Source organism: Halomonas sp. LS-001, from assembly GCF_052983955.1.
The window spans coordinates 982,413-1,001,165 of record NZ_CM129816.1 but is presented as its reverse complement, the minus strand read 5'-3'; the positions used below and the strand labels follow the sequence as shown (position 1 = coordinate 1,001,165).

At 54.1% G+C, this 18,753-nt stretch carries 17 protein-coding genes; 6 read left to right on the top strand and 11 right to left on the bottom strand.

Going from position 1 to position 18,753, the window contains the following annotated elements:
- Positions 1-34 precede the first annotated feature (34 nt).
- Entirely contained in the window at positions 35-1,681 is a 1,647-nt protein-coding gene (locus tag ACU6TU_RS04370) for a BCCT family transporter (RefSeq protein ID WP_447143362.1), read from the top strand.
- Between the two features lie 118 nt (positions 1,682-1,799).
- Here the strand turns inward: ACU6TU_RS04370 and ACU6TU_RS04365 are convergent, their stop codons facing one another.
- The 3 genes from ACU6TU_RS04365 to ACU6TU_RS04355 form a co-directional block, all read right to left on the bottom strand.
- Positions 1,800-2,525: a 3'-5' exonuclease gene (locus ACU6TU_RS04365; protein WP_447143361.1), complete on the bottom strand. Its 726-nt coding sequence runs from the start codon at positions 2,523-2,525 to the stop codon at positions 1,800-1,802.
- Positions 2,525-4,438: a DUF294 nucleotidyltransferase-like domain-containing protein gene (locus ACU6TU_RS04360; protein ID WP_447143360.1), complete on the bottom strand. Its 1,914-nt coding sequence runs from the start codon at positions 4,436-4,438 to the stop codon at positions 2,525-2,527. Before ACU6TU_RS04360 ends, ACU6TU_RS04365 begins: the two co-directional genes overlap by 1 nt.
- 267 nt (positions 4,439-4,705) lie before the next feature.
- Positions 4,706-5,095 carry a DUF4168 domain-containing protein gene (locus ACU6TU_RS04355; protein ID WP_447143359.1) on the bottom strand — a complete coding sequence of 130 codons (390 nt, stop codon included), beginning with the start codon at positions 5,093-5,095 and terminating at the stop codon, positions 4,706-4,708.
- 140 nt (positions 5,096-5,235) lie between these two features.
- Between ACU6TU_RS04355 and ACU6TU_RS04350 the strand changes: the two genes are divergently transcribed.
- Together ACU6TU_RS04350 and ACU6TU_RS04345 are read left to right on the top strand one after the other, a co-directional pair.
- Positions 5,236-6,186 carry a DMT family transporter gene (locus ACU6TU_RS04350; protein ID WP_447143358.1) on the top strand — a complete coding sequence of 317 codons (951 nt, stop codon included), beginning with the start codon at positions 5,236-5,238 and terminating at the stop codon, positions 6,184-6,186.
- A gap of 19 nt (positions 6,187-6,205) precedes the next feature.
- A complete protein-coding gene (locus tag ACU6TU_RS04345) occupies positions 6,206-6,979 on the top strand; it encodes an EAL domain-containing protein (protein ID WP_447143357.1) in 774 nt (257 codons plus the stop codon).
- 8 nt (positions 6,980-6,987) lie between these two features.
- Here ACU6TU_RS04345 and mtgA read toward each other — a convergent pair whose 3' ends face one another.
- The 6 genes from mtgA to rpsU all read right to left on the bottom strand — a co-directional run bounded on the left by mtgA (position 6,988) and on the right by rpsU (position 14,340).
- Positions 6,988-7,716 (bottom strand): monofunctional biosynthetic peptidoglycan transglycosylase, encoded by a 729-nt coding sequence (gene mtgA / locus ACU6TU_RS04340; RefSeq protein WP_447143356.1) that lies wholly within the window; start codon positions 7,714-7,716, stop codon positions 6,988-6,990.
- A gap of 9 nt (positions 7,717-7,725) precedes the next feature.
- Entirely contained in the window at positions 7,726-8,580 is an 855-nt protein-coding gene (gene fghA, locus ACU6TU_RS04335) for an S-formylglutathione hydrolase (RefSeq protein WP_447143355.1), read from the bottom strand.
- A gap of 91 nt (positions 8,581-8,671) precedes the next feature.
- A complete protein-coding gene (locus ACU6TU_RS04330; RefSeq protein WP_447143354.1) occupies positions 8,672-9,781 on the bottom strand; it encodes an S-(hydroxymethyl)glutathione dehydrogenase/class III alcohol dehydrogenase in 1,110 nt (369 codons plus the stop codon).
- A 233-nt stretch (positions 9,782-10,014) separates the two neighbouring features.
- Positions 10,015-11,865, bottom strand: a complete 1,851-nt coding sequence (rpoD, locus tag ACU6TU_RS04325) for an RNA polymerase sigma factor RpoD (RefSeq protein WP_447143353.1) — start codon at positions 11,863-11,865, stop codon at positions 10,015-10,017.
- Between the two features lie 215 nt (positions 11,866-12,080).
- The gene (gene dnaG / locus ACU6TU_RS04320) at positions 12,081-13,916 is read right to left on the bottom strand and encodes a DNA primase (protein ID WP_447143352.1); all 1,836 of its coding nucleotides are present in this window, start codon (positions 13,914-13,916) and stop codon (positions 12,081-12,083) included.
- Between the two features lie 208 nt (positions 13,917-14,124).
- Positions 14,125-14,340, bottom strand: coding sequence for a 30S ribosomal protein S21 (gene rpsU / locus ACU6TU_RS04315; protein ID WP_086622362.1), 216 nt, complete (start codon positions 14,338-14,340; stop codon positions 14,125-14,127).
- Positions 14,341-14,621: 281 nt separating this feature from the next.
- On the opposite strand from rpsU, the gene tsaD reads away from it, so the two are divergent.
- The 3 genes from tsaD to folK all read left to right on the top strand — a co-directional run bounded on the left by tsaD (position 14,622) and on the right by folK (position 16,690).
- Positions 14,622-15,686 (top strand): tRNA (adenosine(37)-N6)-threonylcarbamoyltransferase complex transferase subunit TsaD, encoded by a 1,065-nt coding sequence (gene tsaD / locus ACU6TU_RS04310; protein WP_447143351.1) that lies wholly within the window; start codon positions 14,622-14,624, stop codon positions 15,684-15,686.
- A gap of 102 nt (positions 15,687-15,788) precedes the next feature.
- On the top strand, positions 15,789-16,142 hold the full coding sequence (folB, locus tag ACU6TU_RS04305; protein ID WP_447143350.1) for a dihydroneopterin aldolase: 354 nt from the start codon (positions 15,789-15,791) through the stop codon (positions 16,140-16,142).
- 2 nt (positions 16,143-16,144) lie between these two features.
- A complete protein-coding gene (folK, locus tag ACU6TU_RS04300) occupies positions 16,145-16,690 on the top strand; it encodes a 2-amino-4-hydroxy-6-hydroxymethyldihydropteridine diphosphokinase (protein ID WP_447143349.1) in 546 nt (181 codons plus the stop codon).
- On the opposite strand, the gene ACU6TU_RS04295 is transcribed toward folK, so the two are convergent.
- Positions 16,687-17,865, bottom strand: coding sequence for a polynucleotide adenylyltransferase (locus ACU6TU_RS04295; protein WP_447143348.1), 1,179 nt, complete (start codon positions 17,863-17,865; stop codon positions 16,687-16,689). The genes folK and ACU6TU_RS04295 overlap by 4 nt on opposite strands.
- Positions 17,862-18,677 carry a symmetrical bis(5'-nucleosyl)-tetraphosphatase gene (locus ACU6TU_RS04290; protein WP_447143347.1) on the bottom strand — a complete coding sequence of 272 codons (816 nt, stop codon included), beginning with the start codon at positions 18,675-18,677 and terminating at the stop codon, positions 17,862-17,864. Before ACU6TU_RS04290 ends, ACU6TU_RS04295 begins: the two co-directional genes overlap by 4 nt.
- Positions 18,678-18,753 lie beyond the last annotated feature (76 nt).

Genomic DNA, 18,753 nt, shown 5'->3' with positions numbered 1-18,753 from the left:
TGACCCAATACAACACAACCGACGGAGATGACCTATGGAGCAAAACTCTCAGCGTCCCGAAGATGAGGGCTCGGAAGGTATTAGAGCCCCTGATGGCCCAGCCAATCTCATTGATACTGATTATGTGATTGGTCAGGATAATCTTACCGCCTCACCATTGGGTTTCAATATTGATCTGCATGGCAAGGTGTTCACGATTTCATCCTTGCTGATCGTCCTTTTTGTTGTACTGACACTGGCATTGCAGGATCGGATTTCGCCTATCTATGACGCGGTTTTCGGTTATCTGACTGGCAACCTGGCTTGGTTTTTCATCTTTGCCGCCAATATTTTTGTACTTGTCTGCCTTTTCCTGGTGGTTTCGCCATTAGGTAAAATCCGCATTGGTGGCGCGAATGCCAAGCCGGACTTTACCTATATGGGCTGGTTTTCGATGTTGTTTGCTGCCGGTATGGGCATCGGTTTGATGTTCTACGGGGTGGGTGAGCCACTGACCCACTTTGGTACCGCGTTCGATGGCAGCGACTGGGCACCCTTGGGTGGTGCAGTGGGAGACTTTGAAGGTAATGCAGCTGGCGCTGCTGCAGTCGGTATGGCTGCAACGATTTTCCACTGGGGTCTGCACCCCTGGGCCATCTATTCTGTTGTCGCTTTGTCGCTGGCACTGTTTGCTTTCAACAAAGGTCTGCCGCTTTCCATGCGCTCAATTTTCTACCCGATTCTGGGTGAGCGCGTCTGGGGCTGGCCAGGGCATTTGATTGATATTCTGGCGGTTTTTGCAACCCTGTTTGGTCTCGCGACTTCATTGGGGCTAGGTGCTTCACAGGCTGCCGCTGGTTTGACATACCTGTTTGGTGCGCCGGAAAGCGATATCACCATGATCCTGCTGATTATCGGCATCACCATTATTGCGATTGGATCGATTCTGGCAGGTGTGGATAAAGGCGTTCAGCTGCTTTCAAAAATCAACATCGTTATGGCGGCAGCTTTGCTGTTCTTTGTCATCGCCGTTGGCCCAACGATAATGATTGCAACAGGCTTCTTTGAGAATCTGCTTAGCTACGCGGTCAATCTACCGGCGCTTTCCAACCCCTTTGGCCGTGAAGATGCCAACTTCAGCCAGGGCTGGACTGCGTTCTACTGGGCATGGTGGATTTCCTGGTCCCCGTACGTCGGCATGTTTATCGCACGCGTCTCCCGTGGTCGTACGGTACGTGAGTTCATTACTGCCGTGCTGCTAGTGCCTTCGATTGTTTCGGTTCTTTGGATGACCACTTTTGGTGGCACTGCCATTGATCAGTATGTGAGCCAAGGCATAGAAACGGTTCGCGATGCGGGACTTGATCTGCAGCTGTTTGTTATGCTCGAACAACTGCCGCTCTCGAACATCACGTCGTTTATTGCCATCGTCCTGGTCATTGTCTTCTTTGTGACGTCTTCTGACTCAGGCTCGCTGGTTATCGACTCCATTACCGCTGGCGGTAAAGTCGATGCACCTAAACCACAGCGTGTCTTCTGGGCAATCATCGAGGGTGCTATCGCGATTGCCCTGCTTCTGGGCGGTGGTTTGACAGCATTGCAGACCATGACGGTCTCAACCGGTTTCCCGTTTACTTTCATTCTGCTGGTTGCCTGTTATGCCATTATCAAAGGGCTGACAAGCGAACCCAAAGCCGCCTGATAGATCAAAACGGTAAGCACGTTAAAGGGCAGCCCTCGGGCTGCCCTTTTTATTGCTTTTAAAACAGACAATTATTAGCTAATCAACAGATACTGGATGCTGCCGTCGTGAAGGCTGTTTAACTCCACAGATCATGCAAAGGCGTGTCCGGTTGATAATGATGGGCAATCTGGGCCTGCAATAGCTCGGCGGTGGCCAATGCATCGACCAGGGCGTGGTGCCCCTGATAGGCAGGCAAGCCATAGCGCTGACGGCTGGCGTTAAGACGAATCGACACCGGCGGCCGCCCTAACCAGCGACGAAAGCGCGCCCACAAGGTTTGCCGATGCAGACGAGCCTCCAGCGACATCGTATCGATGACCGGAAAAATAACGCTTTCCCCTCGTCGTGCTTTAATAGCCGCATCGAGAAATGGCCGCTCGATATGACGAAAATGTACCACCACCAGACGACCTGCCAAGGCATCCAGCAGCTCATCGAGTATGTCATCAAGATCCGGTGCGTGAGCGATTTCCGAGTGGGTAATATGGTGAAACGCTATCGATTCCTCCGCCAGGGGACGCGGAGGCTTTACCACCCAGTAACGGCGTTGCGACATGTGAATGCGATTCATGTCAAAAGGCACAAGACCGATACTCACAATCGCGTGACGACGCTCATCCAGTCCGGTGGTTTCCATGTCCAGTGCTACCATGGACACCTCGTTCATCGGGGTATCGCCGCTGGGCAGAGGCGTCTGAAAGAAACGCTCAATAGCAGGGTTCTGAGCTTGCTGGCCACGCTGCGCCATGTACCCATTCCAGTCAGACTGAACGATTTTTTTACGCGGGCGTATGGTATACATCAGCTGCGCCCCGGACGGTTTGCGGGCATTGGATAACGGAATTTCAGGAATTTCTGCGCATTGCTAAGCACCTGGAAAGCATCTTTCAGAGTGTGGCGCTCGGCGCTCTCGACGTTTTCAGGCTCGATATTGTTATCAGGGGTGCGTTCTTCCTGTATATCAATAACCTGGTGACGAATACGCGACATGCATAAAAACTCCAGTGCGTAGCGGAGTCTATCACTCACCCCATTCGCCAGGAGCTGGGTCTTGCTGATGTCATCAAGACGTTCAAACGAATTTTGCGCCTTGGAACCACAGGCAAGCGCATGGATCCGGATAAGATCGACCATTGGTGCCGTTCCACGACGCTTAAGATTGATGGAATTGTTGTGCTTGCCATCCTGTTCCATCACGAACGTACGGAAAAATCCCAACGGTGGTGTGCGGTTTAGCGCATTGCGTGCCATGGCGGCCAGAAACAGCGGTGATTGAGACGCCTCTTTTGCCACCAGATCCTGCAGGGCCTCGACAAAAACGTCTTCGCCGTAAGCACTGTCGAGATCAAAAAAGATAGAGCTGTGTAACAGCTTTTCAGGTGAAGGATTGCTGATCCACTCACGGAAGTACTCTTTCCATACCCGTAATGGCTGCCGCCATTGCTGATTGGTCGCCATCACATTGCCTTTGCAATAGGTATACCCACAGGCATCCAGGCCATCGCTGACAAAGGTCGCCAACTGAAAGAAATACTCATCATGCAACGCTGGATCAAAGGCGTCATCAATCACCAGCGCATTATCCTGATCGGTCACGATGCTTTGCTCATTACGCGCCATCGAACCGTTGACCATAAAGCTGTAGGGCACCGGCGGAGGCCCAAGCTTTTCTTCTGCGAGTTCGAGCAGCCGGCGAGTAAAGCTGCGTCCAATGGTTGAAAGCGCACTGCCCACCATGTGGGAATTCGCTTCTTCCTGCACCATTCGCACAAAGGCAGCACTGACGTCCGGCGCCAGCCTTGCCAGACCCTCGGCATTGGATTGACTGAAAATATTACTGACCAGGTAAAGCCCGCTATGGGTTTCGTAGCGGATAATGTCCGAAAGGTGCACAACCCCAACCGGACGCTGGCGATATAGCACCGGTAAATGATGAACGTTACTGCGCAACATCGTCAGCATCGCTTCATAGACCGACACATCCGACTGGACAGTAATCAGGTTGGACGAGACGACCTCTCCCACCGGCGTATCGGAATCAAGCCCTTGAGCAACAATCGTTTTACGGAAATCGCTGTCAGTCAGGATGCCACACATCTGCCAGTCAACACCTTCACTGTCCTTAAAACTATAACGTGGGTTACCACTGCCTTTCTTGAGCACCAGCAGTGCCGATGCCTGAGCGTCGCTCATCTGCTGAGCCGCTGCTTGTACAGAGGTAGTGGTTTCAACCATCACCGGATAACGCGATAACAATTTGCGAATCCGGGTAACCATCATATCGTTGGATTTTTTTTGCTCCTCTGCCGCACTTTCCAGACGTGGCCTTTCTACCTCGATAAAATCCGAAAAATGGTCATCTTCTTCACACAGCTGCTGGAAAATCGCATCCGGAATGAAATAGATCAGGGTATCTTCAATCGCCTTGGCCGGATGACGCACCCTATGCCCACGCAGCAGGCTGAAATGCCCGAAAATATCGCCCTCTCCCAGTCGGTTAAAGAGCTCACCTTTACGACGATAGACTTCAACGGCCCCGCTTCGGATGTAACACAACTCATTAATGGGCTCATTAAGACTCAGAATGTCGCTACCTGTTTTGAAATAGCGCACTTCCACATTTTCGGCAATGAGATCAAGCAAGGCATCTGATAAACCGTCAAAGGGCGGAAACTTGCCCATGTGCTGATGAATCTCCAGAAGTTCAACGTCCATGCACTTCTCCTTTGGGTCACGGGCTTTATTGGGTGTTCTTTTTCATTAACGTAACGTTACTGACAATGTCTCGCCAACACGCCGTCTTTGGGGCACTATTAATTGTAGTTTGCAAGCATCAGCACACAAGATAAAGTACCAGATACAAAAAAGCTCGGCACTTTTATGTGCCGAGCCTCAGAATATACTGGTTAATTAATGACATAACTCAGATTGATGGCAGCGTTAACTCATCAGCCAGTTGTTAACCAGTTAATACGATTGATATTACGACTGCGAGGCCATTTCCTGAACACGCTGCATCATGTCAGGATTTTGCTGGATAGTTTGACCAATAGCATTAAAGGTTTCGACATCCAGGCCGCTATTCTCAACGATTTCGATCATTTTATCGTTGGCTTCAGCGCGAACTTCCTGCTGGCTTTGCTCATCTTCGGCAGCCTGAAGGCGTTGTGTGTATTCCTGAGAAATAACGGCAATTTCCTGAGACGCATCAGCAAACTGTTGCAACTGCTGATCAGAGAAGTCCCGTGCTGGAGCTTGCTGGGTTTCCATAGAATTTTGAGCAGGTTCCTGTGTCTGCTGAGCATTTGCAGTCGCCGCCATCAGACCAGTAGCGAGTAGTGCGGCGGAAAACAGTGCGGTAAAACGTTGCATAAATACCTCTAAGATTCAGGAAGTGAATTGTCGATCGTACGTCTTAAACGTGCCCATTGGGACGCACGATAAAAACACAGGTTCCATTTTTATTGTTACTTTATGTAAAAAAACCACTCAGTTTGAAAGGATGAACACCAATGCAACGCTCAGCATTCAGCCAAAAGGTCAGGTCGGCTCGCAGCGCAACGCCAGGTGAGCTTGGGCTTGCCGCCATGCCCATTTTGTTTGTACTGCTATGGAGCACGGGGTTTATCGGTGCCAAATTCGGCCTACCTTATGCCGAACCGTTCACCTTTTTGTTTATCCGCGTTGTTCTGACATTGCTGATATTGGTTCCCTTGACCATTGCCATGGGTATTACCTGGCCTAAAGACATTAAGCTTTGGGGGCATATTGCCGTCACTGGCTGCCTGGTTCATGGGGCTTACCTGGGCGGCGTTTTTTACGGCATTTATCAGGGTATGCCTGCTGGGCTTGCAGCGTTACTGGTAGGGCTTCAACCCTTACTGACTGCCGCCTGTGCAGGGCCTCTACTGGGAGAAAAACTCAATCGTTGGCAGTGGGCAGGCCTGGTCATTGGTCTGATTGGCATCAGCCTGGTGCTGGGTAGTAAGCTGGATATCGGGGAAACTCTTTTTAAAGGGTTTGGTTTTTCAGCGCTATTCAGCGTTATGGTGGCTCTGGTAGGCATTTCCATTGGCACGCTGTACCAGAAACGCTTTTGTACCAGTATGCCATTGTTACCTGGTACCGCCATTCAGTATCTGGCTGCCGGCACCGTATTTGGGTGTGGTGCACTGCTAATGGAAACTCGCAGCGTCATCTGGACACCAACTTTTGCTTTAACACTGGCCTGGCTGATACTTGTCTTGTCAGTGTCTGCCATTATGCTGTTAATGTTACTCATTAAGCGGGGCGAAGCATCACGGGTAGCCAGTCTTTTTTATCTAGTGCCTCCTGTTACAGCGCTACAGGCCTGGTTGCTATTTGATGAACGCCTCCCCTGGCTTGGCCTGGCAGGAATGGCTATCACAATTATTGGCGTGATAATGGTCGTAAAATCTGCACAGAATCGCGCCAGCACCTAACAGTATTTTCAGGAAAAGTATGACGACCTTTTCAAATCAACGCTGTGCCCGCGTCGGCGGTCACTGTAACCGATGCGACGATCCCGTACCGTTTGCTTTTACTATGGCGTTTCAACCTATTGTTAACGTGCTGGAACGCCGAATCGTATATTACGAAGCATTGGTACGTGGCCCTAATGGGGAATCTGCCTGGAGCATCCTGTCAAAGGTGACAGATGAGCTGATGTATCGATTTGATCAGGAATGTCGTATCAAGGCAATTGAGCTCGCAAGCCAACTGGATATGCAGGAACGTCTATCCATCAATTTCCTTCCCAATGCCGTATATGAACCTTCAGCCTGCATTCAGGCAACACTGGAAACATCCAGGCGGGTCGGCTGGCCGATTGATCGACTCAATTTCGAAATTACTGAAACCGAACGGGTAAAAGACCGTAACCACATGCGCAATATCATTGATAGCTATCGCGCCATGGGGTTTACCACCTCGCTGGATGACTTTGGTAACGGCTATGCCAACCTGGATCTACTCACTGACCTGCGTCCTGATACGCTGAAGATTGACCGTGAACTGGTGATGGGCTGCGATTCCGACATACGTCGTCAGGCAATCTTGAATAGTGTGGTGGCGCTGGCAACTCAGCTGGAGATTCAATTGGTCGCGGAAGGCGTCGAAACCCGTGAGGAATCGCGCTGCCTGATCTGTCTGGGCATCCCGGTTCAACAAGGGTATTACTTCGCCCGCCCGAAACTGGAATCCCTGACACAGATAGATGACACCAAATACGACTGACAAGGGCGCTATCTAGGCGATGAAATCCGCTCCAGATAGCGGGCCCCACCCAGGTTACGCATCTGCTGGCGGATCCATTGGCTGCGCTGTTCCACCTGAGCACTAGGCCTTGAGGCACTGCGCGTTAACGGGCTGGGCAGGATAGCGGCCAGAAGGCTTGCCTGACGTTCGCTTAAAGCACTGGCCGATACACCGAAATAGTGCTGCGCCGCCGCCTCAAGGCCAAACACACCCTCATCCCATTCGGCAACGTTAAGATAGACTTCAAGAATCCGTTGCTTATCCCAGATCAGTTCAATTAACAGGGTAAACCAGGTCTCCAGCCCCTTACGCCCCCAATTGCGCCCACTCCACAAAAAGACATTCTTGGCCGTTTGCTGGCTCAGGGTGCTGGCACCACGCAAGCGCCCTCCCTTGATGGCGGTGGAAAGTGCTTGCCTGATTTCGATCAGATCGAACCCAGAGTGACTCGGAAAACGCTGGTCTTCCGCGGCGATCACCGCTAGCTTGGCAGCATCCGCCATATCCTCCCAGTTCCGCCATTGATGCTTGATCGTCACCGGGTCACTGGCAAACCAGCCTTGCAGCTTGCGCTCGACCATGACCATCGACCCAGGAGGGGGCACGAAGCGAAACAGAAAAACCAGCGCTACAGAAAGCAGAACAAAGGCGAGCGCCCCTCGCCAGACGATGCGCCAAAGGATACGGGCCAGACGCGAGAGCGCTCTTTTCAGCATCAGCAACCCCTACCGCTTGTATAAATGCTCAGCGTGATAACGCAGATGATCTTCAATAAAGGTGGCAATAAAGAAGTAGGAATGATCATAGCCGGGCTGTCGCCTTAGCGTCAGCGGGTGGTCATGCTCTTCACAAACGGCCTCCAGACGCCCGGGTTTCAGCTGTTCTTCAAGAAACTGGTCCGCATCGCCCTGATCAATGAATAACCGCTGACGTGATGCGCCTTTGGCCACCAGTTCACAGGCATCGTACTGGCGCCAGCGGGTAATATCATCCCCCAGATAGCTGGAAAACGCATTACGACCCCATGGGCATGCCATCGGGTTAACGACAGGGGAAAACGCCGAGACCGAACGAAAACGTCCCGGATGACGTAATGCCAGAATAAGCGCCCCATGCCCGCCCATAGAGTGGCCACTAATGGATTCACGCCCATTGACCGGGAAGTGCTGGCGCACCACAGAGGGCAACTCTTCCGCCACATAATCATACATACGGTAATGGGATTTCCAGGGAGCCTGGGTGGCATTCACGTAAAACCCCGCACCAGAGCCTAAGTCATAGCTTTCATGCTCACCCGGTAAGTCCGTTCCGCGCGGACTGGTATCCGGGCAGACAATCGCAACCCCCAGTTCAGCGGCTATCCGATGGGCACCCGCTTTCTGCATGAAGTTTTCATCATTACAGGTAAGGCCCGACAACCACCACAGCAGCGGCACACGCTCGTTTTCTGCCTGGGGCGGCAGATAAACGGCAAAAATCATGTCGCAGTCCAGCGCCCGCGAATAGTGTCGGTAGCGCTTGTGCCAGCCGCCAGAACTGCGGTTGGCCGATACCAGCTCTAAGGTTTCACTCATACTCATGGGCATGCTCCTGACAACAGGCTCCTGAATCATGGCTGGACGCGGCCAGCTTCATGCGGCTATCGGGGTTGTTATACCCCGCCTATCATACTCAGTAATGCAGCACGGTACGAATACTCTTGCCAGCGTGCAGAAGATCAAACGCTTCATTGATTTTCTCGAACGGCATGTCATGAGTGATGAAATCATCAATGTTGATTTCTCCGTTCATGTAACGCTCGACATAACCCGGCAACTCACTGCGCCCTTTCACACCACCAAACGCTGAGCCCTTCCATACGCGCCCGGTCACTAGCTGGAACGGGCGCGTGGCGATTTCTTCGCCTGCACCCGCCACGCCAATAACGATCGATTCACCCCAGCCTTTATGACAGCACTCAAGCGCTGAACGCATCACGTTAACGTTACCGATGCATTCAAAGGAGTAGTCAACGCCCCCGTCGGTCAAATCAACAATGACCTGCTGAATCGGGTCGCTGTAATCTTTAGGATTCACAAAGTCGGTCGCCCCGAACTGCTTGGCCAGATCGAATTTATCCGGATTGACATCAATCGCAATGATCCGCGAAGCCTTGGCCATCATGGCACCCTGAATCACTGCAAGCCCGATAGCGCCCAGGCCAAAAACAGCAATCGTCGAACCGGGTTCAACCTTGGCGGTGTTCAATACGGCGCCAATACCGGTAGTGACACCACAGCCCAGCAGGCAGATCTTATCCATGGGCGCGTCTTTGGATACCACCGCCAGAGAGACTTCCGGCAACACGGTGTACTCACTAAAGGTTGACGTCCCCATGTAGTGGTGGAGCATCTTGCCATCCAATGAAAAGCGCGAGGTACCATCCGGCATGACGCCTTTCCCCTGGGTCGCTCGCACGGAACCACACAGGTTAGTTTTGCCTGACAGACAGAACTTACACTGACCGCATTCAGCCGTATACAGCGGAATGACGTGGTCTCCCGGCTTTACGCTACTGACCCCAGGCCCGACTTCCTGTACGACACCGGCGCCCTCATGACCTAAAACAGCAGGAAAATTGCCTTCTGGGTCAGCACCGGAAAGGGTATACGCATCGGTATGACAGACACTGGTAGCCGCCATTTTGACCAGAACTTCGCCCGCTTTCGGGCCTTCTACATCGACCTCTACAAGCTCAAGCGGCTTGCCCGCTTCAAGTGCTACTGCTGCGCGTGATTTCATGTTGGTCCCTTCGATATATTGAGAAGTTCGTTCATCGTTGACGGATTATCACCATTATACTTAACAATATAAATGCCATAATCAACGATTGCTTGTCTGAATGCGCCAGAATAAATAGCCAAAAGCCCTTGCAGACAGTGATCTGCAAGGGCTTTCTGGTTGATAGGAGCTTTTGTTTATCCAAACACTGGCTTATCCGAACAGCGATTTACCAGAACAGCGCAGTGAAGGCGTTACTCATCCAGGAACGAACGCAGCGGCTCCGAGCGGCTCGGATGACGTAATTTGCGCAATGCCTTGGCTTCAATCTGACGAATCCGCTCACGGGTCACATCAAACTGCTTACCCACTTCTTCCAGCGTGTGATCGGTATTCATATCGATACCAAAACGCATACGCAGCACTTTCGCTTCTCTCGCCGTCAAACCACCGAGCACATTACGCGTTGCCTCAACCAGGCCTTCACCGGTGGCCATATCAATCGGTAGCAACATGGTACTGTCTTCAATGAAATCGCCCAGATGGGAATCGTCGTCGTCCCCGATCGGTGTTTCCATCGAGATCGGTTCCTTGGCGATTTTCAGCACCTTGCGAACCTTGTCTTCCGGCATTTCCAGCCGCTCGCCAAGTTCTTCAGGCGTCGGTTCGCGCCCCATCTCCTGAAGCATCTGACGGGATACACGGTTCAGCTTATTGATCGTTTCGATCATGTGTACCGGGATACGGATGGTACGTGCCTGGTCAGCAATCGAACGCGTAATCGCCTGGCGAATCCACCAGGTGGCATAAGTCGAGAACTTGTAACCACGGCGGTATTCGAACTTATCCACCGCCTTCATCAGGCCAATGTTGCCTTCCTGAATCAGGTCAAGGAACTGCAGACCCCGGTTGGTATATTTCTTGGCGATGGAAATTACCAGACGCAGGTTGGCCTCAACCATTTCTTTCTTGGCACGCCGCGCTTTCGCTTCACCAATGGAGAGCTTGCGATTCACCTCTTTCAGCTCGCCCACAATCAGCTGAACCATGTTTTCTTCGAAGGCTATCTTGCGCTGGGAACGAGCGATATCGGCGCGTAACGGCTCCAGGCGATCCGCATACTTGGGAAACGCCTCCTGAAACTCATCAAGCCATGCCTTGCGTGATTCATTGCCAGGAAAAGACTTAATGAAGGTTTTACGCGGTACTTTGGCTTTTTTCACACATAGCTGCATGATCGCCTTTTCCTGCGCGCGCACCTGCTCAACACTGATACGCACCTGACCGACCAAACGCTCGAAGTGCTTCGGCACCAGCTTGATCGGTGAAAACAGTTCTGCCAGGCGTTTTTGCTCGGCTTTGACTTCAGGGCTGCCACGACCATGTTCAGCGAAGGCAGCTTCTACAGCGGCATTCTGCTCACGAATCTGCTCAAAACGGGCACGGGCTTCTTCAGGATCCGGACCGCCTTCATTGGCAGTAGAATCCTCTTCATCGTCATCTGCATCGACATCAGTATCGTCAAGCTCGGTATCTATCTCCGGCTCTTCAATAACTTCTGCTTCAGCAACGCCGGGAATCCCTTCATCAGGATCAATGAAACCGGAAAACAGATCCGACAGTCGGCCAGGGGCTTCTTCGTCCTGGGTCGCGTCATAAGCGTCCAGAATTGATGCCACGGCACCAGGAAGATAGGCCAGTGCCGACATGACCTCACGGGTACCTTCCTCAATTCGCTTGGCGATTTCGATCTCGCCTTCACGAGTCAGAAGCTCGACCGTGCCCATTTCACGCATGTACATGCGCACCGGGTCGGTGGTTCGGCCAACATCGCTTTCCACCGCAGCCAATGCGGCAACTGCCTCTTCGGCAGCGGATTCATCCGTGGAATGGTCCGACATCATCAAGGTGTCTTCATCGGGCGCTTCTTCAACGACACTGATTCCCATGTCGTTGATCATGCCAATGATATCTTCCACTTGATCCGGATCAGCGATATCCTCAGGTAGATGGTCGTTGACCTCAGCGTAGGTCAGGTAGCCTTGCTCCTTACCACGCGCGATCAACTCCTTCAGACGTGACTGCTGCTGCGCATTTCCAGCCATAGAAACCCTATCTCGACGAAGAAGAATGAAGCACCTGAAACGCTGAGCGTTTTACACTCAACAAGCCGAACAGTATAGCGTTAGCAATGGGTGTTTTTCCAGCTTGGCATATTTGCGCGGTTATTCAGGTGTGTTAATTTGTCCTGTTCGGCCAGTATCTTTCACTAGCCTTTTATTTGGTGGTGCTTTTTCGCAATTCAACCCCGTCTGACCTTCTAGCGCCGGGTTAATTCTACAATTAACTGGGCAAGGCGCTGACGTTGTTCGCTATCGAGCTTCTTTCCTGCTCGCTCCTGATCAATCAGGGCTGAGTATTCCTGCTCTGGCGAGCGCTTACGTTGAGCCTGCTGCAAATGCTCGATAATGCCTTCGATTTCCGTCTTCCGGGCTTCTTTTGGCATCAATAATTCCTGTTGCGCTAACGCCGTCAACCACTGCCCTTGAGCACTGCCTTGAAAATGCGCTAGCACCACCTGCGGGCTCCGAAAACGACCTGCCTGCAAAAGCGCCAACAACTCCCGGCACAGGTTGCCTTCTTCATTTTCCGGTAGCCACTCAAGCGACTCATCCACCACCTCAACCAGAGACGGCTCATGCAGCAAAAGCTGTATGATCTGCGCCACGGGAGACAGAACACCCCGTCGCTGCGTGCCGCCTTTTTTGGCAGGCGCTTGTGGCGCATCGCCCGCAAAAGCGGCGTCTTGAGAAGCATCTGACGGTGGAGCCGCCGGTAAACGCCTGGCTTCCTGCTGCTGCAAAAGGGAAGTCAGCTGCGCTTCACGCAACCCGCTACGCCGCGACAACTCCTCAAACAGCAGCGACCTGAGCATTCCCTCAGGCACCTTGCTCAACGCCACTAACATCTGGCTGGCGAAGCGTTCCCGCCCTTCCACCGCGTTCAGGTCACGCCCTTGCGCCGCCTGCTCAAACAGAAACTCGGACAGCGGCATGGCGCAGGTCACGCGATTCTTGAAAGCTTGCGCGCCTTCACGACGCACCAGGTCATCCGGGTCATCGCCTTCCGGTAAAAAAAGAAAACGCGCCTCTCGCCCATCAATCATCTGCGGCAACACGGTTTCCAATGCACGGCTCGCCGCCTGGCGGCCCGCCCTGTCACCATCGAAACAAAACACCACGCGGCTAACCATACGGAACAGCCGCCTGAGATGATCTTCCGTTGTCGCCGTACCCAGCGTAGCGACGGCGTTGCGGATGCCAAACTGCGCCAGCGCCACTACGTCCATATAGCCTTCCACCAGCACCAGCTGTTCCAGCCTATCCGGTGACTGGCGGGCCTCATAAAGGCCGTAAAGCTCACGCCCTTTATGAAAGACTGGCGTTTCCGGCGAATTCAGGTACTTGGGTTTGGCATCCCCCAGCACTCGCCCGCCAAAGGCAATGGTTCGCCCGCGCAGATCACGAATCGGGAACATGACCCGGTCACGAAAACGGTCATAGGTCCGGCCCGACGTTTCATGATTGATCAACAGACCGTACTCAACCTGAACGGCTTCACTAACGCCACGCGCAGACAAGTGCTGCTTCAGCGCATCCCAACCTGCTGGCGCATAACCGACACCATAGGTTTTTACCACGTCAGGTGACAGGCCACGCTCATTCAGGTACTGCTGCGCCGCTTGCCCTTCCTGCATGACGATACGCTCCCGATAGAAGCTCGCCGCCAACTCGAGGAGATTGACACCCTGATCACGTTTTTTTTCACGCTCTCGGGCACGCGGGTCATCTGCCCCCTCTCGCGGCACCTCAAGCCCCAGGCGTCCGGCAAGCTGCTCAACGGCTTCTGGAAACGGCAACTTGTCATATTCCATCAAAAAGCGCAGAGCACTGCCATGGGCACCGCAACCGAAGCAGTGGTAAAACTGCTTATCAGCGCTAACCGTGAAAGACGGCGTATTCTCCTGATGAAAGGGGCACAAGCCAGAGTAATTGCGACCGGCTTTTTTGAGCTGCACGCGCTCACCCACCACCTCAACCACGTCGACGCGGCTCAACAAGTCATCAATAAAACGCTGAGGAATCTGACCTGCCATAGAAACGCGGGTACTCGCTGGGTCAACGCACAATAGCTGGATACAGCATCCAGGCTATCGGCCTGTTCAACTGCTTGGGTAAAACCCGTCAATCATAAAGGCCTTACGCAAGCACCTGACAAAAACGAAAACAAGCGGCCACCACAGTGGTAGCCGCTTGGCATCCTTCTAGAAGAACTTCCCGAAAAGGAAGCGCTTCCGGTACGGATCAATAGAGACGTTCGAAACGCTTACGTTCACGCTGAAGCTTCTTCGCGTGACGCTTCACGGCAGCTGCCGCTTTGCGTTTGCGTTCAGCAGTCGGCTTTTCGTAGTTCTCGCGACGACGTACTTCAGAGAGAACACCGGCTTTTTCGCAAGAACGCTTGAAACGACGCAAGGCGACGTCAAACGGCTCGTTATCACGTACTTTTACAGAAGGCATTAAGCACTCACCTACCTTAAGGAGTCTTGAGTTCGGATAGCCCATACAGCGGCCAGATTAAGCCATACATAATGATGGCGTTTTCCAGCGTGTATGAACCTGTTTTACAGCGCACGATAGTTTAGTGGTGAATCTGCCGCTTTGCAAATCATCCCTGCATATCAGCTTTCCATTCGAGATACATGACGGCGTGAAACTGCTATTATAACCACCTTTTCAGCGCAGCCGGGCATGTCAGCCATGTCAGGCGCTTGTTATCGCGACAATGTCAGGAACCTTCCATGCGTGTACTCGGCATCGAAACGTCTTGTGATGAAACCGGCGTAGCCATTTACGATACTACCTATACAGGCGGCAAAGGCTTGCTGGCAGATGCACTCTACAGCCAGATAGACATGCACGCCGAGTATGGCGGCGTCGTACCGGAGCTTGCCTCGCGAGACCACACACGCAAACTGCTGCCGCTGATTGAGCAGGTACTGGCAGAAGCCGGTTTGACACGCCATCAGCTTGACGGCATCACCTACACCGCCGGCCCTGGCCTGGTAGGTGCGCTAATGGTCGGCGCGGCCACGGCTCACGGTATGGCCCGCGCGCTGGACATTCCCGTGCTCGGCGTTCATCACATGGAAGGCCACCTGCTCGCCCCGATGCTGGAAGATGAAGCGCCTGAATTTCCGTTTGTCGCCCTGCTGGTGTCAGGTGGCCACACCCAACTGGTCGCTGTAGAAGGCATTGGCCGCTACCAGTTGCTGGGGGAATCCGTGGATGATGCTGCGGGTGAAGCCTTTGACAAGGCTGCCAAAATGCTCAATCTCCCTTACCCCGGCGGCCCCCATGTAGCGCGCCTGGCGGAACAGGGTGACCCCAAGCGAATGCGTTTCCCACGCCCGATGACCGACCGGCCTGGGCTTGATTTCAGTTTTTCCGGCCTGAAAACCCACACCATGACAGCAATCCGCGACCTGAAAGCCGAGGAGGCTTTCGACGACCAGGCGTGTGCTGATGTCGCCCGCGCCTTTGAAGAAGCGGTCGTCGACACCCTGGTAATAAAATGCCGCCGCGCGCTGGACCAGACCGGACTAAAACGCATCGTGATGGCCGGTGGGGTCAGCGCCAACACACGGCTTCGCGAACGCCTGGCGCTCGAATGCCAGAAACGTCAGGCCCGTGCCTATTATCCACGCGGGCGCTTTTGTACCGACAACGGCGCCATGATTGCCTATGTGGGCGCTCAACGTTTGGCAGCAGGCGAACGCGACGAGCCCGGGCAGATGCAGGCAATTCCGCGCTGGCCGCTGGATAAGCTTGAGGCTCCCGGCTGCTTGGGCGCGCCTCACGACTAACTCTGTCGAATCAGCGACACCGACCATGGCTTTCCCCTGTGAGAGCCTGTCGTTTCACTGCTGGCTCACGTACAATCCCTCGCTTATTGCAAGGGGAGATTTATGGATTGCATTTTTATCGAAGCGCTCAAGGTCGACACGGTGATCGGGGTTTATGACTGGGAGCGTACCCTTCGCCAGTCGCTTAGCCTGGATCTGGAGATGACCACCGACATTCGCCCTGCGGCGGCGAGTGACGATGTTACCTTGACCCTGGATTACGCCATCATTTCTCAGCGCATCCAGCATTTTGCCGACGCCCACCAGTTTGCCTTGATTGAAACCTTTGCAGAAAGGCTCGTTGAAACCCTGCGCCGTGAATACTCCCTTGGCCGCGTCAAACTTACCGTGCGCAAGCCCGGTGCCGTTTCGCAAGCTTGCAGTGTCGGGCTAACCATTACTCGGGGCGAGGCCTGAACATGACCCTAGTCACCCTTAGCCTGGGCAGCAACATTGCCCCCACCCAGCATATCCGCCTGTGTCTTGACGCTTTAACGGAAACGTTTGGCGCCCTGCAGATTTCGCGCATCTTTGAAAGCGAGCCGGTCGGCTTCAAGGATAAACGCAATTTCTATAACCTGGTGGTGGCCTTTCAGAGTGATTGTTCACCAGGCGAAATACAGGCATGGGCGAAACACCTTGAAACTCAACATGGACGACGTCCGGACACCCCAAAGTACAGCCCGCGTGCCCTGGATATCGATCTGCTGACGGTGGGTGACCTGCAAGGAGTCGTCGATGGGATTTTATTGCCCAGAGCCGAGGTGACCCACAACGCCTTCGTTCTCCAGCCATTGGCAGAACTTTTACCCGATCAGGCACACCCGACTTGCCAGACGTCTTACGCTGAGCTTTGGGCCCAGTTTACGCTGGGCGACCAACGCCTGTGGGCCGTAGATTTCACTTGGCGGGGCCAGCTGATTTCCGAGGCTGATATGCCGCTTGCCTTTGCGGCGGTTCGCTAGTGGCTGGACGTGTCACTGAGGCACTGAGCAATCATCACCTGGCGCTGGGCAGCGAGCTTTTCGCCGATTTCAGCCCCACGGTAACCCGCCTCTACCAATGCTTTAGGATTAATGGCGGCGGCGTCCTGCCAGGCTTGCCGCAGCGGTAACGCTAGCTTCGGCGCTAGTTGCGCGACCAGTACCAACTGCCGCTCTACCTGCTCGGGTTTACGCCAGGCATCCAGCTGATTGAGCCAGCCAAGCACCGCGTCCGCCGTTGGTGGCGCTGCCTGCCACTCGTTCAGGTATGTCTGGGTTAGCGCCACATGAGCGGCTAGCTGGGCAACCGCCTTGGGCAGCTTAAGCCTGTCGGCAAGCGCGTCGCGTTGCTGATCGGTTAGCCCCGACACCAGCCGCGCATAGCGCCAATGCGCCTGGCAGGCACTTTTTTCCAGCTTGTTCTCTTCCAACCCTTTCGTTTCCGTCACCTCTGCCAATGCCGCCAACCCTTGTGCCAAATGATCGCCGTCCAGTTCCGGCCACCAGACCGCCAGTGCGCCACATGCCTGCAAGGCCTGAAAATACGCCGCCGGTGACGGCTCGCCCAAGGCTTTCTCGCTTTCCACCCAGACGCGCTCTGCTGCCAGATGGGTTAACTCACCGCTTTGGCTAACCGTGGCCATCAATGCAAGCGTCGGCTCGGCAATCTGAAACCCGCGCCCTGCGTAGCGGGCCAGAAAACGCGCCGTGCGCAAGACCCGCAACGGGTCTTCACTGAACGCAGCTGAAACATGCCGCAGCAAGCCTGCGTGTAAGTCCTGCTGGCCGTGATAAGGGTCTATGATGGCGCCATCCGGCGCTTGCGCCATGGCATTGACCGTCAGGTCACGACGCCCAAGGTCTTCTTCCAGGGTGACATCCGGGCTGGCATGCACGGCAAAGCCAGCGTAGCCGTGCCCGGACTTACGCTCGGTGCGCGCCAGGGCGTATTCTTCCGCTGTATCAGGGTGCAGAAAAACCGGAAAGTCCCGCCCGACAGGCTTAAACCCACGGCGCTGCATGTCCTGAGGCGTGGCACCCACCACCACCCAGTCGTTATCGTAGACGGGCCACCCCAGCAATGTATCGCGCACTGCGCCACCCACCCGGTAGACTTCCAGCCCGGCCAGGCGTTTATCCGTGTTAAAACCGTTCATGACTTAGCAGCTTGGCTGGCGACGCTAGTGCGCTCACCGGTGGCGAGGTTCATCGCTGTCAGCGAACCACCATAGGCGCACCCTGTGTCCAGGGCATCCACCTTGATAGGTGCGTCAGGGGTACGCCCTTCCAGTGCCGCCCAATGGCCGAACATCAGCTGGATATTATCGTTACGCGGATACTGGAACCAGGGAGCATAGCCTTCCGGCGCACTTTCCAGGCCCTGTTTGGCAGCAAAATCAAGGCACCCTTGCGATGAAATAAACCGCATTCGGGTGAAAACATTGACGATACAGCGCAGACGATCCATGCCTTCCAGATCATCCCGCCAGCAGTTGGGCTGATCCCCAAACAGGTTACCCAGGAAATGGCCTGAGTTTTCACTCCTTAACGCGCTTTCCACCTCTTCGCCCAATGCCTGGGCCTGAGGCATTGACCACTGTGGCAGGATGCCAGCGTGCACCATCAAGGCGTTGTCCTGCGCGACACTCAGCGACTGCTGCTGGAGCCAATCCAATAACGGCTCACGGTCAGGAGCGCTTAGAATCTCATCCAGCGTATCTTTTTTACGCAGCTTGCCGTTGCCGCGCGCCACCACCAGCAGATGGAAGTCGTGATTACCCAGCACACAGCTAACAGCCCCCCCTAACTGGCGGGCTTCACGCAGGCATTCCAGCGAACCCGGGCCACGATTAACCAGGTCACCGACCAGCCACACACGATCACGTTCTGGATTAAAGGCGAGTTTATCCAGCAAGGCCACAAACTCTGCGTGGCTGCCATGTAAATCGCCAATCACGTAGGTGCTCATCATGGTTCCTTGTTTTATCAATACGGGGTTACAGACGCAGTGCCACTGGAGGCTGATAAAGAACGACCCGGGAAGC

Bases quoted from the DNA above. Each gene is read 5' to 3' on its own strand.
- ACU6TU_RS04370 (WP_447143362.1), top strand. From the start codon at position 35: ATGGAGCAAAACTCTCAGCGTCCCGAAGATGAGGGCTCGGAAGGTATT.
- ACU6TU_RS04365 (WP_447143361.1), bottom strand. From the start codon at position 2,525: ATGTATACCATACGCCCGCGTAAAAAAATCGTTCAGTCTGACTGGAAT.
- ACU6TU_RS04360 (WP_447143360.1), bottom strand. From the start codon at position 4,438: ATGGACGTTGAACTTCTGGAGATTCATCAGCACATGGGCAAGTTTCCG.
- ACU6TU_RS04355 (WP_447143359.1), bottom strand. From the start codon at position 5,095: ATGCAACGTTTTACCGCACTGTTTTCCGCCGCACTACTCGCTACTGGT.
- ACU6TU_RS04350 (WP_447143358.1), top strand. From the start codon at position 5,236: ATGCAACGCTCAGCATTCAGCCAAAAGGTCAGGTCGGCTCGCAGCGCA.
- ACU6TU_RS04345 (WP_447143357.1), top strand. From the start codon at position 6,206: ATGACGACCTTTTCAAATCAACGCTGTGCCCGCGTCGGCGGTCACTGT.
- mtgA (WP_447143356.1), bottom strand. From the start codon at position 7,716: ATGCTGAAAAGAGCGCTCTCGCGTCTGGCCCGTATCCTTTGGCGCATC.
- fghA (WP_447143355.1), bottom strand. From the start codon at position 8,580: ATGAGTATGAGTGAAACCTTAGAGCTGGTATCGGCCAACCGCAGTTCT.
- ACU6TU_RS04330 (WP_447143354.1), bottom strand. From the start codon at position 9,781: ATGAAATCACGCGCAGCAGTAGCACTTGAAGCGGGCAAGCCGCTTGAG.
- rpoD (WP_447143353.1), bottom strand. From the start codon at position 11,865: ATGGCTGGAAATGCGCAGCAGCAGTCACGTCTGAAGGAGTTGATCGCG.
- dnaG (WP_447143352.1), bottom strand. From the start codon at position 13,916: ATGGCAGGTCAGATTCCTCAGCGTTTTATTGATGACTTGTTGAGCCGC.
- rpsU (WP_086622362.1), bottom strand. From the start codon at position 14,340: ATGCCTTCTGTAAAAGTACGTGATAACGAGCCGTTTGACGTCGCCTTG.
- tsaD (WP_447143351.1), top strand. From the start codon at position 14,622: ATGCGTGTACTCGGCATCGAAACGTCTTGTGATGAAACCGGCGTAGCC.
- folB (WP_447143350.1), top strand. From the start codon at position 15,789: ATGGATTGCATTTTTATCGAAGCGCTCAAGGTCGACACGGTGATCGGG.
- folK (WP_447143349.1), top strand. From the start codon at position 16,145: ATGACCCTAGTCACCCTTAGCCTGGGCAGCAACATTGCCCCCACCCAG.
- ACU6TU_RS04295 (WP_447143348.1), bottom strand. From the start codon at position 17,865: ATGAACGGTTTTAACACGGATAAACGCCTGGCCGGGCTGGAAGTCTAC.
- ACU6TU_RS04290 (WP_447143347.1), bottom strand. From the start codon at position 18,677: ATGAGCACCTACGTGATTGGCGATTTACATGGCAGCCACGCAGAGTTT.